Genomic DNA, 16,318 nt, shown 5'->3' with positions numbered 1-16,318 from the left:
ATAATTTCTATCTCATAGCATTTTTAGATTTTTTAAAGTAACTTTTTCTCCTATTATACTAAAGGATGATTTTTCACAATTTATTTTTTACGACAAAATTCATCATTTTTTGTGGTATAATTCTATATATGAAACTAACTATTAAGGAGTAAGTGGCTCTTATTTTGAAGATTTAATACTTGCCACATATATACTGTTATGAATCATGTCACTTTAGTACTTATCATTTTAGTTCAGCTGTTGTTAGTTTTCTTCAGTATTATCTCCATCGCAGGTTTAAAGGACGATGCACTACATGTGATTGGGGTCCCCATTCACTTAATTTTCGTCATATTATTAAACATTCTATCTCTTTATGTATTGGGGAAAATCTTTAAACGCGAGGAGAAACGAAAAATTTATAATACTGAAACTACTCATGTTGAAGAGTTCCGTTCTTTAGTTACTTCCGTGCGATCAGACCGCCATGATCTAAATAATCACTTAACGGTTATTTCTGGACTAATGAAATTAAAAAACTTCGATGCGGCTGATAAATACATGCAAGAAATGATAGGGAATATTAACATTACAAATAAGGCTCTGACGATAAAAAGTCCTATACTCTCTTCCATGCTATATTCTAAAATGGAAAAATACCAAAAAGCAGGTATACCCTTTCATGTGATAATTGCAAATGAAGAAATTGAAAAGATTTTGTCTTCCACCGATTTAATACGATTGATTAGTAACTTACTAGATAATGCCTATGATGCAACAATGGAAATGCCTGATTCACAACGAAGGATAGAATTAGAGATCATTAAGGTGGGTGAAACAGTAACCTTAATTGTAAGAAATACTTCTTCTGTAAAAGAGATATGTGATGATCATTTCAAAATTGGTTTTTCTTCTAAACGAGAAGCAGATAGGGGATACGGCCTAGCAATTATCCAAGAAGTTATCGATAAATATAGTGGTTCTTTGAAAGTCGATATCATAGAAAATGTGGTGTGCATAGAAATCTCATTTTCAAAAGCGACGGAAAATGATTATACATTCTCCGTTCCAACTATAAATTAAATGTGACTATATTTTTTAAGTCGAGCCCTAACAAAAAATAAAATAAAGTATCATTCAGAAGGAGTTATTATGGAGTGGTTTAGTTTCTTTTTACTTTCGTTTCCAGAAGCATTTTTAATGCTCGCAGTTTCTTTTGCTCTTCTAGGGGTTTCAATCAAAAAGAACTTAAAATCTATGATTATATTTTCACTACTGTATGGTGGCGTAACTTTTACCTTAAGTATGTTTATGATGAATTCAGTCAAACCAATCATTAACTTAACACTGTTCGCGTTATTAGTGGTGGTTATTTTCAAATTTAAAATACTCCATGGGTTTATTTTTGCAATCATTGGGTTTATTTTGTTAGTGTTTTTTGAAATTATATTACTTCTCCCCCTAACACAAGTGATACCATTCGAACAAATAACAGCGAATCCATGGTTACGAATTTTTGCTGGTATCATGACTATTCATCTTCCATTGTTAGTCACCCTACTTGTAATACAAAGGTTTAAGCTAATAATAAAGATTCCCTTATTAAAATAGAAAATTACTAAGATGCCTAAACTACATTTCAAAATTTAGTTTAGCGTCTTTTTTTTATGAGTAATAAGTAATATCCTAATTTATTTGGTTTGGTAGGCGAAAAGAAGTCTCCCCTCCCCCTACTAAAGTCTACGGCACTTGACCGCCATGAGCTATATGTGAAATAGTGAAGGGTTTTCTGTTCACTTGTCGAAATAATGTATTAGTTATAAGAGATCATCGACTGATTATTTCCCAAAAAATATGGTGACAATTAGATTGAAAAGGAGTTGTGAGCAATGGCAATTGACAAAGAAAAGGCAAAGGATCTGTTAGAATCAATTGATGAGATATTTGACCTTTTTGCGAAGGGGCTTAATGAAGAAACAAAGAATTTTTTAAAGAAAGCAGTTATGGGACCTGCAATAGAAGAGATAAGAAAGTTAGTAGAAGATGCCAGGCCACCGGTCCTGTTGGTCATGGGGAGAAGTGGACATGGAAAGTCTTCTATTATAAATGCATTAGCAGGAAAACATGTTGCAACTGTTAATGATGTGAAGCCAGAAACTCCAGAAACGATTCCTTATCTTGTCACCTTTGAAGAATCATTTTCCACATGGCAAATCATTGATACTAGGGGGATTTTTGAAACGACAAAGCCAACAGACTCCTCAAAAGAGGATGCCGTGTCTGTTTTAAAAAATAGTATCCTTAAGTATTCCCCAGATGTCATTATGCATGTCGTTAGTACCCCTTCAACGAGAAACCTCTCCAATGACTTTGATGTGTACAATGAAATTATGGCTGAAGTTAAGAAAGAGCATTCAGTAAGTATACCTACAATACTTGTATTGAATAAGGCAGATACAATAGGAAATCCAAGAGAATGGCCACCTGAAGAAAATGCGAAGAAGGCTGGTCTATTATTAGATGTGATTAATTATATGACGAAAGATGTGTTAAATGTAGAACGAACTCCATTAAATAATAATTTCCATTATCGCGGATTTACTTTTAATGACAGTAATTATGTTGGTATTATTCCAGTTTGTTCACTTGAGGATGACTTGTGGAACATTGAAAGTTTATCCGACCTTATTGGAAATAACCTTAGTGAAGAGGCAAAATTCGATTTTTTCCAAGCGCTAAAAAGAAAGGAACAACTAAGGAAAGTCTCTTCATCCCTAATCAAGAGATTTACTGGTATAGCTAGTGGGATTGGCAGTACTCCGATTCCAATAGCAGATATTGCTATTCTGACCCCTTTGCAGCTTTTACTAATAACGATCATTGGCGGTTTGTCTGGAAGAGAGATTTCGAAGGAAACAGCCCATGAGTATTTAGCTGCCGCTGGTGTAAATGTTGGTGCTGCAATTGGGATAAGGGAAGGTGCCCGTCAACTATCAAAGCTGATTCCAGTTGGTGGTCTTGTCATATCTGGAAGTATTGCTGGTGCTGCGACCTATTCCATTGGTAAGTCTGCGGAAGCATACTTCTTCTATAACAAAAAAGTGAAAGTGAAAGATATTAAAAAAGAAATAAAGAAGGAAATGAAAGATAAGGACTTGGACACTGAAAAAAATGAAGTAGGTAAAGAAGATAAAGAAGTTAAATGGAAACTTTTCAAATTTAATAAAAAAGATAATAAGGAAGCTAAAAAAAATAAAGACGACAACAAATTATAATAGAGTGATAGTAGCGAATACGGTGTAACTTGTTTATTTCCGTGCTATAAACAAGCAAATCACATGTGATTTCTCATCGAAATTACATGTGATTATTATTATGAACCAGAGTTTTATCATTAAAACAATTCTAATGTGATAGATAACAGATTGGATAATTATGTTAATATTAAAGAGGGTATAATAGAAATTTTATTGTAGAAAATCACTTCGACTATCTGGGCGGCTACTATTTTGATCTTATTCCTTGAATCTTTTGCATGATACAAGAGTTAAAAAGGTATCCATATGAGTGTTTATGTCAGCTAAAAACTATGCGAGGTGTCCCATGAATACTATACCATTTGGAATAAGATTAAAGGAATTGCTCATTGATTATCTGGTCATACTTGCTTATTTACTCCTATTGTTGATTGTCAACCTTGGAATTTATTTCTTTATTTTAGAAGGAATCCCAGAATATACAGAAATGCAAACACAACTGATAGCCACATTTACATCTGTAATTCCAATTATCCTCTTATATTCATATTTAGATTACTTCAAAAATGGATCTGTCGGAAAGAGGGTCTCTGGGCTAAAGCTGATATACAAAAGGCGTAGATTCAGTTCAAGTTTAACTAGAAACATCATCAAGTTCTTACCTTGGCAGTTAGGACATATTGGGGTTATTCATGGGATGTATAGTAATTTTTCCATTACTGCTATTGTCATCATGAACAGCGGTATCCTACTTGGATTAATATTAATGTTTATGGGGGTATTCAGAAAAGATAAACGGCATTTGGGAGATCTGATAGCAGGCACAAAAGTAGAGTTGCCTTAAGTACTTTTAAACATTTAGTCAGACAAATGGTTCGATTATATTTTAATATGTTAAAAAACGAGACAATCCACTATGTGATAAGGTCTCGTTTTCCTGTATTTTTTAGTATTCTCCCTCAAAACGGGATTACAAAGAGATCCCTCGCCCTATTTTTCTAGGCTTTCATAACTAGGACACCCACCCTTGTTAGACCATGTGTAAGAAGAAGGAGCCTTTATATCTAATATTCTAGCTTCTAAATAAATCAGGCAATATATCGTATATAAACTGGTTCACCCAATGCCAAGTGTGTACAGCACCATCGCATTCAATGAAATAAAAATTTCCTTCCTTTGTATCCGAACAATAGATGAAACTATCCGTTAATTCTTTCATCGCATCCATCTGTGGCTTCATATTAGGGTAAGCAATATCCTGTTTTCCTGTAGCACAAAGCAAGTAGAAATCCTTTGGCGTATAGCCAGCATCTTTTGCAACCTTTGCTAGGTATTCCGCAGTTTCCTTTGCCTTGCTTCCTTCTGCCTTCTGAGCTAAAGCCCAACAATCACCACTTAAAGGCATAAAGTATTTGAAATAATCAAGGCAGTTTATGTATGTGTACCAAGTTGTAACTGACCCCATAGAAAACCCTCCAAAGGCTCTATGCCCACGAGTTGCCTTCAAATCCTCTATAGTTGCCGCTCCGGCATACGTATGATATTTAGTTTCCACAAAAGGAATTAAGTCATTGATCAATTCGTCATGGAAAAACTCAGTTTCCACTATTGGAAGTGGGTGGTCAACGTTTTCAACATGGGAGAGTACAGGATCATTCTTCAACTTATTTTTTACACCATAGAAGGTAGGCGTAACAACAATCAAAGGGTCAATATCACCATTTGCTATCATATTATCAATGATATTCTTTAATTCTCTGTTTTCCCCTGGACCGCCAAATAAGAGGTTTTCATCCTCACCACCGCCATGCAACAAATATAATACATTATACTTTCTATTCGTATCAGTATCGTCATAGCCAAATGGCAGATACACATTCAAATGCTTCGTATTACCATTTTCTAAATGCGGGACGGGATAGTGTAAGCTTTCAATCATTCCTTGTTTGTCACTCTCCATTCTGTATTCGTCCGGAACAGCTATAAACTCCTTATGCTTTGCTGGCGACTCTGTGTTTTTCACATTTTCATTTCCCATTTGAATTCTCCTCCTCATAATGTAAGAAAATAATCTGTTTATATTAGGCATTGTTAAAAATTGATGCTGATTTTTTATTAATAGTATTTTCTTTCCTTTGATGTAGATTAAAGAAAATCATTGAAATTAACATAAGTGCTGCGCATACAACAAATAGCGCCGTATAGCCAAAGCTGGCGGAAATAGCACCACCAATCATGGGGCCCACGCCTTGCCCAATGTCTGCACCAATGTAAAAAGTACTTGTAGCCACCCCTACTCTACTCGGATCCACCCTTTTTATACATGCAGTTTGCAACGATATTTGCCCGGCACCCTGACCTATAGACTTCAGCACAGCTGCCACAAGCAATAAGCTCAGAACTGGAGCTACTCCTATAAGAAACATGGATACTGCTGTAACGACAAGGGAAACATTCACTACTAAAGTCAATCCTTTTCTGTCCACAATTCGTCCAACAAACAATCTCAGTATGAACAGAACGAGGGCACCTACGGAGAAAAACAAGCTGATATTAGCTATACTCCTTTCCTGCCCTAACAAAAGAAGGAATGAACTGACAATCCCGTTGCCAAATGAAAACATGCCCCCTATAGCGGCAAATACCATTACCTCTTTGGCAAAAAGTGAATGTATCGTCACCTTCGTTTTTCCTTTAGGCTCCGTTTTCTCGCTCTTTGGATAACGAAGCAACGTGAGCAATGCCGCTCCAATGAATGACAATAATGCAATGACTATAAATAGCAATTGAAATCCATATGCATCTACAATATATACACCCATAGGTGGACTGATGACTTGTGCCACAACCTGACCGAGGCCAAAATAACCTAGGCCTTCCCCAATTCGATTTCTGGGTATGTATTTTGCCACAAGGGCAATGTTGACGGTGCTGCTGACACCAAAGGCAAACCCATGCACGATCCTGAAAAAAAATAACATGGGGATATTTTGAAATATGGCATAGCCTAAAACAGAAACGCCAATGACAACATTGGCAATAATACATAACGTCTTCTTATTAACCATATCCACCGTCATTCCAGCAAAGGGACGGATAATCAGAGCGGCAATTGAAAAAACCCCTGCTACAAAACCTGCAATAGTTAAGGAAGAAGTAACCCCCATCGCATACTTTGAAATAATGACATAAATCATATTGAAGCTCATTGCTGTTATGAAACTGATCAGGACTAAGAAGATAAAGGGTGTGTTCCATAGTGACTTAACACTTTCTTCTCCCTGATCTTCTGCTATGATACTTTTTTCCCCCATTGTCTTCTCCTTTGGTGCTAAAGAAATCCGATTACTGGAAACCTTTTTGCTCTCTCTTCTCTATTAAGTGAAAGGATACATTTGCTCACTATCCTTGGCACGGCCATTTCTATACCTGGCAATTCTCACGTTTCCTTCATATTTGTGTGAACTCTCTCCAGCAACGATAAGAAAGTTTCCTTCTCCACGTCTGTAAATCCTTTGAAGCTTAATTCTTCTACTTCTTGAAAAACTCTTGCTACTTCCCGTTCCATTGCTTTTCCCTTCTCCGTTAAACGCACGCTCAATGCCCTTTTTCCTGGTCCATTCACTATTGTTTCTCGCTTAATTAAATCCTTTTTTTCCATACCTGGTAATATACTTGTGATTGTAGCCGGTTCTACTTCACATGCCTCGGCTAATTCCTTTTGCATACAACCCTCTAATTGTATAAGAGTCTCCAATATTTTAGGTTGCCCCGGTGATAAACCAAGTGCGCTAAATTGGCTTGTGCTTTTTTTATAATGGGAATTAGATGTTCCAACTATCAACTTATGGAATCTCTTTTTCATATTTTTCTCCTTAAAAAACATTAATTAGATATCTAATTAGACATCTAATCTAATAAAGCCATATTTTTATTCACTTGTCAATGCACAAAAAGGTGCCTGACCCCTAGTACAGTAAAGTGTTACCGTACTAAGGGTCAGGCACCCTATATGTGTTTAAATAAAATGTTCAATTGTTTCCATATCTGATTGAGTAGGGACAAAATACGATTGTTGATACTTTTCATGCCCTTTCCCTGTAATAATGATCCAATCATCCTTTGCACTATTCTCTATTGCATACTTGATTGCTAACGTTCGATCAGGAATGATGATTCCTTTTTGATTTCCAAACTGCTCATTTAATACTTCTAATTCCCTTAACATGGACTGATATGACACTAAATTTAAATCGTCCATCGTTAAGATATAGAGAGTACTCATAGAGGCGCTTATTTTCAGCATATCTTTGTATTTTGCAACATCTCTATTTCCCCTCATGCCAAAAATATGAATGATCCCTTTTGGATTAAATTCATTTACTGTATTTAGTATATTTAATAATCCATCGGACGTATGAGCATAATCAACAACAAATGTAGATCCATTATCGTTACGAATGATTTCAAATCTCCCCTTCACTCCTGAGAAGGTTTTTATTGAATCGATAATGGCTTCCGTACTATTTATTATCTGTAATGAAGTGGCACATGCTGATAACATATTATAAAAATTATGTAGTCCTGGCATCGCAAAATCAACGGTATAGGATTCCTCTTTTTCAGTAATATTGATCGATTTTTTATTTGAAGAAATAGCGTTATTAAAAGAGATATCGTTATTTTTTGACTGACCTACTGTAAATGTTCTTTTCCCCTTGGAGATTAAATCTTGATTTAACTTTTTTGCCCACTCATCATCAGTATTGATTACTGCCAGGCCATTCGGCTTTAATTGATCAAACAGCTTCCTTTTTGCCTGAAAATAATTCTCTATCGTCAAATGATAATCAAGATGATCTCTCGTGAAATTAGTAAATAAGCAGTAATCAAACGAAATACCTTCCACGCGATACTGGTCAATCCCATGGGAAGATACCTCCATAATTACTACAGGATCATTACTTCTAAAAATCAATTCATTGATGACCAAGCTGCTAGGTGTAGTGTTCGTTGTACTAACCACTTCTCCATTGACGATATTATTAATCGTACCAATTAATGTACAAGATAAGCCATTCTCTTCTAAAATATGCTTTAAAATATAACTCGTTGTTGTTTTTCCATTCGTTCCAGTAATCCCGATCATTACTTTAAAAGCGGAAGGGTCCATATAATAATTTTTTGCAAGCGTACCAAGGGCTTTCCTGCTATTATTTACTTGTAAATAGGGAATCGGTAATTCAGTATGTTCTTCTTCTCCTACTATGGCTGCAGCACCAGCTTCAATGACTTGGTCAATATAATCATGCCCATTTACTTTATGGCCTTTAATAGCTACAAACAAATCCCCTTCTTTTACATGGAGGGAATTATCTGTAATTCCTTTTACATCAACATTGTTATCATTATTACCAACGTCATTGTTAATCGCTAAGCCTCTAATAACATCTATTAGCTTCATCAAAAAATAACTCCTCGTATGATCGGATATATTGTATAAAAAAAATGGAATAATAACTCTCTCGATATTATTGACAAGATATAATAAGATCATTCCGATATAAGGAGAAGTTAGGTTAATGATATTAAGTTTTACAAAAAAAGGGCAAGCACTTATGGCCGCTAGTGAAAAACTCCCCTTGTTGTTATTTCAAAATGCGGACTGAATTCTGCGATGACGGCATTTCTAGGCCGCATTATTGAGAAATGCGGACTGTATTCTGCGATACTGCCAAACCTAGGCCGCATTATTGAGAAATGCGGACTGAATTCTACGATACTGCCAAACCTAGGCCGCATTATTGAAAAATGCGGACTGAATTCTTTGATACTGCCAAATCTAGGCCGCATTATAGGAAAATGCGGACTGAATTGTGAGTTACGGTGGTCTCTAGGCCGCATTATTTGGAAATGCGGACTGAATTCTGCGATGACGGCATTTCTAGGCCGCATTATAGGAAAATACGGCCTAGATTCTGTGGTAGGTTAGCCACCAAATTAGGGGAATATTGATTTAAAACGGTATTTCTCCATTAATCATCTATGAGTGCTGGTTGCACTATAGGCATGATCAATCGATCGACGATTTGTTCTAGATAATCACGATCAAAGGGTATTCCTGCCATTAGATGACGGTACGTGATTAAAGCAGGGACAATATCCGCTATAAGATTCCACTCAGATTCCAAGAGTTCCTCAGTATTTTTCATAAATGGTTTGATAATCCATTTTAAGGTCTTTTTATTATTCTTGCAAAAACTCTTTTGTAACTCTTTCTCGAGTTTTTTATTCGAAGGAGCGACGGAATAAATCGCAGTTAATGCGTGTTGAAATTTAGTATTTTCACACTTATAAATAAGCGTGTACATCTCTAGTATTTGATCCCTTAACCCTTGATCTCTATTTAAGTCTTCTTCTAGCTTTCCAAACGGACTTACTGATGAAATCGAGTCGATAACTAATTCCACTTTGGAAGGCCAACGTCGATAAATGGTCGCTTTTCCTACTTTGGCCTTTGCAGCGACAGCATCTATTGTTAATGCATCATATCCATTTTCCGCCAACAAATCTAGAGTCGCAGTTAAAATGACTTGATTACGTGTCAAATCAAGTGGTCTACCTCGCTTGGTTTCTTCTTGTGGTTCTTTTCGATTATCCAAAGTTTTTGACACCACCTTTAGGAGTAGCCTTGACGCCTTTATTTTATCATCGTACTCATTTTTTCACAAATACGGAACTATTGCGTTTCGTAATTGATGGTGATATGATGTTTTAGCGAAATGTTGTCGTTTCGAATGAAAGGTATGATTGGAGGAAAAACTTATGGCTGTTATAGCTCAAGAACAAAGTGCTGCTAAGGAAACGAGTTCACCTGATTTGAACCCCATTCCAATATTAGCGGTTTTACTCTCAGGTGCGTTTGTCGCCATATTAAGTGAAACAATATTGAACGTTGCCCTAAACGCCATTATGGCTGATTTTGGTGTAGCATCAAGCATCGTTCAATGGCTTGTCACTGGATATATGCTAGTTATTGGTACGTTAATTCCAATATCTGCTTATTTTATGCAACGTTTTACAACTCGTCAGTTGTTCATCACGGCCATGTCTTTATTTACATTAGGTACCATCATTTCTGGCCTTAGCCCCGTATTTGCCGTTCTATTAGTGGGGCGTTTAACACAAGCTGTCGGAACAGCAATCATGATCCCCTTATTGGTTAACATTATATTAGCCGTTATTCCGATAGAACGTCGTGGTGCCGCTATGGGTATGGTTGGTCTTGTCATCATGTTTGCTCCAGCTATTGGTCCAACGGTGTCTGGTTTAATAGTTGAAAGTTTAACGTGGCGTTGGCTTTTTTATTTTATTTTACCGATTTCTCTTGCTTCTCTCTTCTTTGGAATGAAAGTCTTGAAGAATGTCTCAGAAACTTCTAAACCTAAGCTTGATGTTGTATCTTTTCTATTCTCATCACTAGGTTTCGGGGGGATTGTTTACGGATTTAGTGCTGCGGGAAAAGGAGAAGCAAGCTTCGCTGATCCTTCTGTCTTTATCTTCTTACTTGTTGGATTTATTTCCCTCGGCTTATTCAGTTGGCGCCAATTAAAGCTTGAAACACCTCTATTAGATATTCGAGTGTTCCGTTACCCTATGTTTTTAATTGGACTCTTACTTGTCATGCTCGTCATGATGACGATGTTTGCCATGATGCTAGTCATGCCGATTTATATGCAAGGAGCACTTTTATTTAGTGCGATAACAGCAGGTTTGATTATGCTTCCAGGCGGTTTACTAAATGGTGCAATGTCTCCTGTGATGGGACGCTTATTTGATAAATTTGGTCCTCGTCCTTTATTGATTCCAGGAACGATCATTCTTGCTTCCATCGTTTTTACGTACCGTTTTACTGTTCCAGGAGTTCCTACTTGGATGGTCACGATTCAATTAGTCATCCTCATGATTTCAGTGGCGATGATCATGATGCCTGCGAATACGAATGGATTGAATCAACTGCCACCACATCTATATCCGCACGGTACAGCTATTTTTAATACGTTAATGCAAGTCTCTGGTGCAATTGGTGCAGCTTTGTTTATTTCTGTCATGGAAAGAGGCCAGCAAAGCTACCTTAATGACAATAGTATCGTTAATCCAACTGCTGAGCAACTTGCTGATGCCCTAACCTTTGGGTCCCAACAAAGTTTCTCGACCGGCTTTTACTTTGCTTTAGTTGCAGTAGTTCTAGCTCTGTTTGTAAAAAGAAGTACACAAAGTAATAGTAAAGTTAGCTAATTTCAAATCTTTTTATGCAAATCGGACTTCCAACATTGTGGAAGTCCGATTCTTGTTAATTCGCTTATTCTACTAAATCAATCAGCAACATGGGCTGTTATACTAAGGGGAGAAATGAGACTGTCGATTAACTCATAATAATCTCCTATTTCACATACTTTTTTCATTAACTCATCACTTTCCTCCATATCTAAGGTAAAATTAAGACAAATCTTATATATGGAGTGATCGTGATGGCTCATATTCAATATAAAACATTTGGTCAGTTGTCTTTCGCAGATTATGAAGTTTTCTCTTCAGTCCCTTCCCATCCTTTCTGGAGCCGAGTAGAACAAGTGATTGACTTTTCCTTTGCAGATGAACTCTGTGCATCCTTGTATTCCTCTAAAGGACAACGTCCTTATGCTCCTTCTCTTAAATTAAAGATTCATTTTGCTCAACGCTATCACAATTACTCTGATCGTGAAATGGAAGTGGCCATTCTTTATCATCTACATATAAAACGTTTTTTGGGAGTGCCCGTTGCTTTTAACGGTTTCGACCATAGTACCTTAGGGCTCGATCGAGATCGCATGGGTTCTGCCCTATTTGATGCGTGTCACCACCACATTCTTTCCCAAGCTTTAGACAAAGGGCTGTGGGGGAAAGAAGATGATCGTTGGCTTATTGATTCCTTTCATACGTATGCTAACATTGCCAAAGTAGGGTCGTATCGCTTAATCCAACAAGGAATCCTTCAAATTATTCATCACATCGAACGTACATATCCAAAGCTGTATACCTATCTTCAAAAGGATTGTGCACTCAAAAGCTTTATGAAGCCACTCTCGGATCAAATACCTGAAAAGCGACGATTGGTATTATTTAGTCGCCTGGTGGTGGAAGCCTATAGCCTGTTACATTGGCTAGAAAATGAAAAAGTAAAACCTATATTCTGGACATGGAAGAAATCAAAACAACAACTTCGTTGTTTGGAACTTCAAGCCATTCTCTATCAAATTTTACAGGAAAACACTAAATCAATTGATCAGGATAAGCACGAAGGGGCCGAACAGGGACAACCCCAGTACCAAGAATTATCAAAAAAAGAAAAACCAAAAGATCGAATTCGAAGTGCCTATGATCCAGAAATTCGGAGTGGATATAAATCGAAATCCTTGAAGTTTACCGGAGATAAAATCCAAGTCTTAGAGTCGAGGGAGAACGGATTAGTCTTGAATATTGAACCCATTCCAGGCAATGAGTGGGACGGAGAGCGTCTTGGTCCAATGGTGAAAGAAATGATAGGTAGTTACGGAATTGCACCGAAACAGCTCATAGGTGATACGGCCTATGGCACAGGTGAAAATCGTCAGAAAATACAAGGAATGAAAATTTTAATGACAGCTCCTATACAAAAATATAAAAATCCAACGGGGTTATTAGAAAGCGATTGGTTTGTTTATGATGCCAATTTGGATGAGGTCATCTGTCCTCAAGGGTATTCGACTTCTAAGAAAGTGCGAAATAACGTAAATCAAGGGAATCAATTCAAATTCGAAGCGAAAACTTGTCAAGTTTGTCCACTATTTGAACAATGTACAACCAATGAAAAAGGTCGTACCGTTTTTATCAGTGATTACTATGAAATAATGGAACAAGGAAAATCCTATAATTTAACTGAAGTTGGAAAAGATGCATTAAGGGATCGGTACGATGTGGAAAGAACGAATAATGAAGCAGCCAACCATCATGGACTCAGGAAACCAAGAACAAGAGGGAGAGAATCATTAAGGATAACATCTAAATTGACGGCAATGGTTATCAACTTGAAAATAATAGTGAAGAAATTAGCTGAACCTATAAAGCCTTTTTACCGTTATAAAAAATGCGAAAATCGGATAAAGGCCCCCGTCTGCCCAAATTAGGTAAATTAGGACAATATCGAAGGCCTTAAAAAGGGCAGAAAGCATTAAAATAGTGAAACTTTGTGAAAAAACTCAATAAAAGCCAAGAAGTTTGTGAAATAAGGGATAGAAGTGAAATAAACTACAATAAATCGACAGTCTCGAAATTACCCTTATTTAAGAAATGGCACAGAAAATCGTGAAAATAGATGGAAAAATTCCCGTTATTTATTTGATAGCCATGATAATTTGAGTTCTGTGTGTCCTTATAGGGAAAAATTCCTCTTATTTATGCAAAACGAAGCTATCTTCTACAGATTAAAGGGAAAAACTTCCCTTATTTAAAGTACCTATTGTTCATATCCGTCCAATAATAACTATTAATTATTGACTTCATCAACTAACTTGTTAAATTCTGTTTCATCCCCACTATAATAAGAAAATTCCTTATCTCTGTTTTTTCTTGCTTCTCTTAATTGATCGATAACTTCTTCATTAGAGAATATTGCCTCTGTCATCCTCTTTTTTTGTTTATCTGTAAGGGATTTATATTCAAATCCTTTTTTGATTTCTGAAAGAGAAAGTTGAAATGTCGTATCTTCCGTACTAAAAGTAAACGTATTTTTATCTGTTTGGAAAGCTTCGGATACTCTACCGTCATCGTTAATAATAAATATTTTCAATTAAAAACACCTCTTCCCAATTACTTAAAATTAAAATAACCAGAAATATTCTCTCTGCTTTTTAAGTGGCACTTTTTGGTATTATACCTCAACTTCCATTATTCTTCTATTTTTCTTAATTTAACTAACCTAGACCTTATTGCACCATTGGTTCTTTGGTGTATTTCAGCAAGTTCATTGATAGTTTTGCCGCTATCAAATCCATTTGCCAGTAAATATTCCTCTTGTTCCTCCCACCCTTTTCCTGCATTATCCGGCAACTGTTTCCGCCGTTTTTCATTCTTCTCCAATTGCTCTAACCCTTTTATCGCTAAAAATAACGCTCTTACAGTATCAGGATCTTGGAATGGACTAACATGAGGAAAAACTTCTCCAGTGTGCGGATCAATACCATCTGCTAAAAGTGTGACAACTTCTATTGCTTTCTTAATTTCCAAAGTTACCTTCCTCTCGCTTATTGTCATTTCTAATTTTATGGGACCTTTGCTAATGAAATGGTTTTACTTGAAGATTTATTTTTGGTGATTGCCTAAGAAGATTTTTCTTTCTATCTGTAGCATGATGGAAAGAACGTGGATAAATGCTTCGTGCATGGTTTCATGTTTTAAGTGGCGATCGAAGTGATGCAGCATACAAGAAGCCATTGCTTCTCTTGCTTCATAATCAAAATGATAAAAATCAACAATTGGAAAGTATTCTCCATTACCTAAGGGAATCAACGTTCCAAAAACAATTTCCCCTTTTCTAGGTGGGGTAGCTTCCGGGTCTAACATCAATACTTCTATTGACTCTCTCGTTAAAATATCTACTACCATAAAATAGCCATTGTGAAAAATATGACCTACAAAATAAAATTTAGGAACCGCTTTTTCCCATTCCCTTAACCAGGGCAGTAATATGGGCTTCTTTTTCATCAGAAAATAGTTTTCATCAATAAACTCCTCTACAATACTTATCGGGTCTTTTAAGCTTGACTCATACAATAGACGACACCAAAAAAGGTTTAAAAGCATAGAGCGATGTTTTTCCTCCCTTATCTCATGACCATCCAAGTATTCCTCTAGGACCGGAACAAATGTAGAATAAAATTCTCCAAAAACATAATTCCTAAATTTGTTTGTTACTTCATTAATCATTACTTTCTGAACCTCTTTCGAAACAGCATATTCGTGGCGAAAGACTTTGTCATTCTTTTCCCTTTGGGTGAAATCTACTACTCTTTCATCTTCTCTCTTCATTCCCATAAGCACCAACCTCTCATGATTTATTCTCATGGGAATTCGACAATTATCAGGGTTGTTTCCTCCCGAAAAACAATGACTTTGTGTCTTTTTTTCGAACGTTACTAAAAATGGCTCCTTACAGCCGATACATAGAGCTGTGCAGCACTGGGGCTCAAGCAGTTGTTTCACTTGTCCCGGATCGTTCTCACTTGCGGGAGCTTCAATAATTCTTGATTTCGATTTTGGTGTTGTTTTGATTAGAAAAGTAATTCATCAAATTCTGAGAGCTTTGGGAACTCTTTACATCAAATAGGGACGGTTCTGACTAGCCTTGAACTTCCCACCACTTAACTACTCTTCTTCAGTTTTTGGAGGGGTTATAAGTATAAATAGCACTAACTGGTTGATGCAAATTATTATAGTTTCAGCTTTAAACCTTCATGCGTGGCTTTAAAGCCTAACCGTTCATAAAACCTTAATGCATCTGTTCTTTTTTTGTCAGTTGTCAATTGCACTAAATGACACCCACGTTCTTCTGCACGTTGAATTGCCCACTTTATAAGTTCCGTTCCTACACCCTTTCCCCTTACTGAAGTTGACGTTCTTACTCCTTCGATAGTCGCTCTCCACCCACCTTGATGTGTTATATAAGGGGTAAAAGTAATTTGTTGTACTCCAACAACTTCATTTCCTGCATAAGCTACTATTAGCTCATTATTAGGATCAGATGTTATAGCCTTAAATGCTTTTATATAACTAAGAGGAAGTGGATTTTCATAACGCTCACGCTCACTTCCTAAAACGTCATCAGCAAGCATTGCAACAATACTATCTAAATCATTTTCGGTAGCCATTCTAAACTTGATTTCCGTTTCCAATCAAATACCTCCTCATGATTCTCTAACTTATCAAGTTTCTCATTTATCCTTTTAAGTTCCTTTAGTATCTCGTGGTGCAAATAGAGACGATTCAGACTTGCCCGTTTGTTTTTG

Annotated in this window: 16 protein-coding genes; 5 read left to right on the top strand and 11 right to left on the bottom strand. The window is 36.5% G+C overall.

Going from position 1 to position 16,318, the window contains the following annotated elements:
• Positions 1–198: 198 nt before the first annotated feature.
• Positions 199–1,062 (top strand): sensor histidine kinase, encoded by an 864-nt coding sequence (locus BW724_RS06290; protein WP_088074418.1) that lies wholly within the window; start codon positions 199–201, stop codon positions 1,060–1,062.
• A 50-nt stretch (positions 1,063–1,112) separates the two neighbouring features.
• Here the strand turns inward: BW724_RS06290 and BW724_RS23180 are convergent, their stop codons facing one another.
• Entirely contained in the window at positions 1,113–1,508 is a 396-nt protein-coding gene (locus BW724_RS23180) for a hypothetical protein (protein ID WP_140354918.1), read from the bottom strand.
• Between the two features lie 360 nt (positions 1,509–1,868).
• On the opposite strand from BW724_RS23180, the gene BW724_RS06280 reads away from it, so the two are divergent.
• Positions 1,869–3,254 (top strand): GTPase family protein, encoded by a 1,386-nt coding sequence (locus tag BW724_RS06280; protein ID WP_088074416.1) that lies wholly within the window; start codon positions 1,869–1,871, stop codon positions 3,252–3,254.
• Positions 3,255–3,582: 328 nt separating this feature from the next.
• The gene (locus BW724_RS06275; protein WP_088074415.1) at positions 3,583–4,080 is read left to right on the top strand and encodes an RDD family protein; all 498 of its coding nucleotides are present in this window, start codon (positions 3,583–3,585) and stop codon (positions 4,078–4,080) included.
• 228 nt (positions 4,081–4,308) lie between these two features.
• On the opposite strand, the gene BW724_RS06270 is transcribed toward BW724_RS06275, so the two are convergent.
• The 6 genes from BW724_RS06270 to BW724_RS06250 all read right to left on the bottom strand — a co-directional run bounded on the left by BW724_RS06270 (position 4,309) and on the right by BW724_RS06250 (position 9,898).
• A complete protein-coding gene (locus BW724_RS06270; RefSeq protein WP_235848912.1) occupies positions 4,309–5,274 on the bottom strand; it encodes an alpha/beta hydrolase in 966 nt (321 codons plus the stop codon).
• 43 nt (positions 5,275–5,317) lie between these two features.
• Entirely contained in the window at positions 5,318–6,550 is a 1,233-nt protein-coding gene (locus BW724_RS06265; RefSeq protein ID WP_088074413.1) for an MFS transporter, read from the bottom strand.
• 125 nt (positions 6,551–6,675) lie between these two features.
• Entirely contained in the window at positions 6,676–7,101 is a 426-nt protein-coding gene (locus BW724_RS06260) for a MarR family winged helix-turn-helix transcriptional regulator (protein WP_176371318.1), read from the bottom strand.
• Between the two features lie 153 nt (positions 7,102–7,254).
• A complete protein-coding gene (locus BW724_RS06255) occupies positions 7,255–8,700 on the bottom strand; it encodes a UDP-N-acetylmuramoyl-L-alanyl-D-glutamate--2,6-diaminopimelate ligase (RefSeq protein WP_088074411.1) in 1,446 nt (481 codons plus the stop codon).
• Positions 8,701–8,861: 161 nt separating this feature from the next.
• Entirely contained in the window at positions 8,862–9,191 is a 330-nt protein-coding gene (locus BW724_RS23175) for a hypothetical protein (protein ID WP_140354917.1), read from the bottom strand.
• Between the two features lie 80 nt (positions 9,192–9,271).
• Positions 9,272–9,898 (bottom strand): TetR/AcrR family transcriptional regulator, encoded by a 627-nt coding sequence (locus tag BW724_RS06250; protein WP_176371317.1) that lies wholly within the window; start codon positions 9,896–9,898, stop codon positions 9,272–9,274.
• A gap of 163 nt (positions 9,899–10,061) precedes the next feature.
• Between BW724_RS06250 and BW724_RS06245 the strand changes: the two genes are divergently transcribed.
• Both BW724_RS06245 and BW724_RS06240 read left to right on the top strand, forming a co-directional pair.
• On the top strand, positions 10,062–11,534 hold the full coding sequence (locus BW724_RS06245) for an MDR family MFS transporter (protein WP_088074409.1): 1,473 nt from the start codon (positions 10,062–10,064) through the stop codon (positions 11,532–11,534).
• 233 nt (positions 11,535–11,767) lie between these two features.
• Complete coding sequence (locus tag BW724_RS06240) at positions 11,768–13,441, top strand: transposase (RefSeq protein ID WP_088074408.1); 1,674 nt, start codon at positions 11,768–11,770, stop codon at positions 13,439–13,441.
• 359 nt (positions 13,442–13,800) lie between these two features.
• On the opposite strand, the gene BW724_RS06235 is transcribed toward BW724_RS06240, so the two are convergent.
• From BW724_RS06235 to BW724_RS06220, 4 genes are all read right to left on the bottom strand, one after another.
• Positions 13,801–14,103 (bottom strand): hypothetical protein, encoded by a 303-nt coding sequence (locus BW724_RS06235; RefSeq protein WP_088074407.1) that lies wholly within the window; start codon positions 14,101–14,103, stop codon positions 13,801–13,803.
• Between the two features lie 98 nt (positions 14,104–14,201).
• Positions 14,202–14,540: a hypothetical protein gene (locus BW724_RS06230; protein WP_088074406.1), complete on the bottom strand. Its 339-nt coding sequence runs from the start codon at positions 14,538–14,540 to the stop codon at positions 14,202–14,204.
• 75 nt (positions 14,541–14,615) lie between these two features.
• Complete coding sequence (locus BW724_RS06225) at positions 14,616–15,347, bottom strand: hypothetical protein (RefSeq protein ID WP_088074405.1); 732 nt, start codon at positions 15,345–15,347, stop codon at positions 14,616–14,618.
• A gap of 395 nt (positions 15,348–15,742) precedes the next feature.
• Entirely contained in the window at positions 15,743–16,180 is a 438-nt protein-coding gene (locus BW724_RS06220) for a GNAT family N-acetyltransferase (RefSeq protein ID WP_417891431.1), read from the bottom strand.
• Positions 16,181–16,318: the final 138 nt, after the last annotated feature.

Origin of the sequence: Litchfieldia alkalitelluris (assembly GCF_002153425.1) — a bacterium.
GTDB lineage: Bacteria > Bacillota > Bacilli > Bacillales > Salisediminibacteriaceae > Evansella > Evansella alkalicola.
This window is presented reverse-complemented; position numbering and strand designations above follow the sequence as displayed.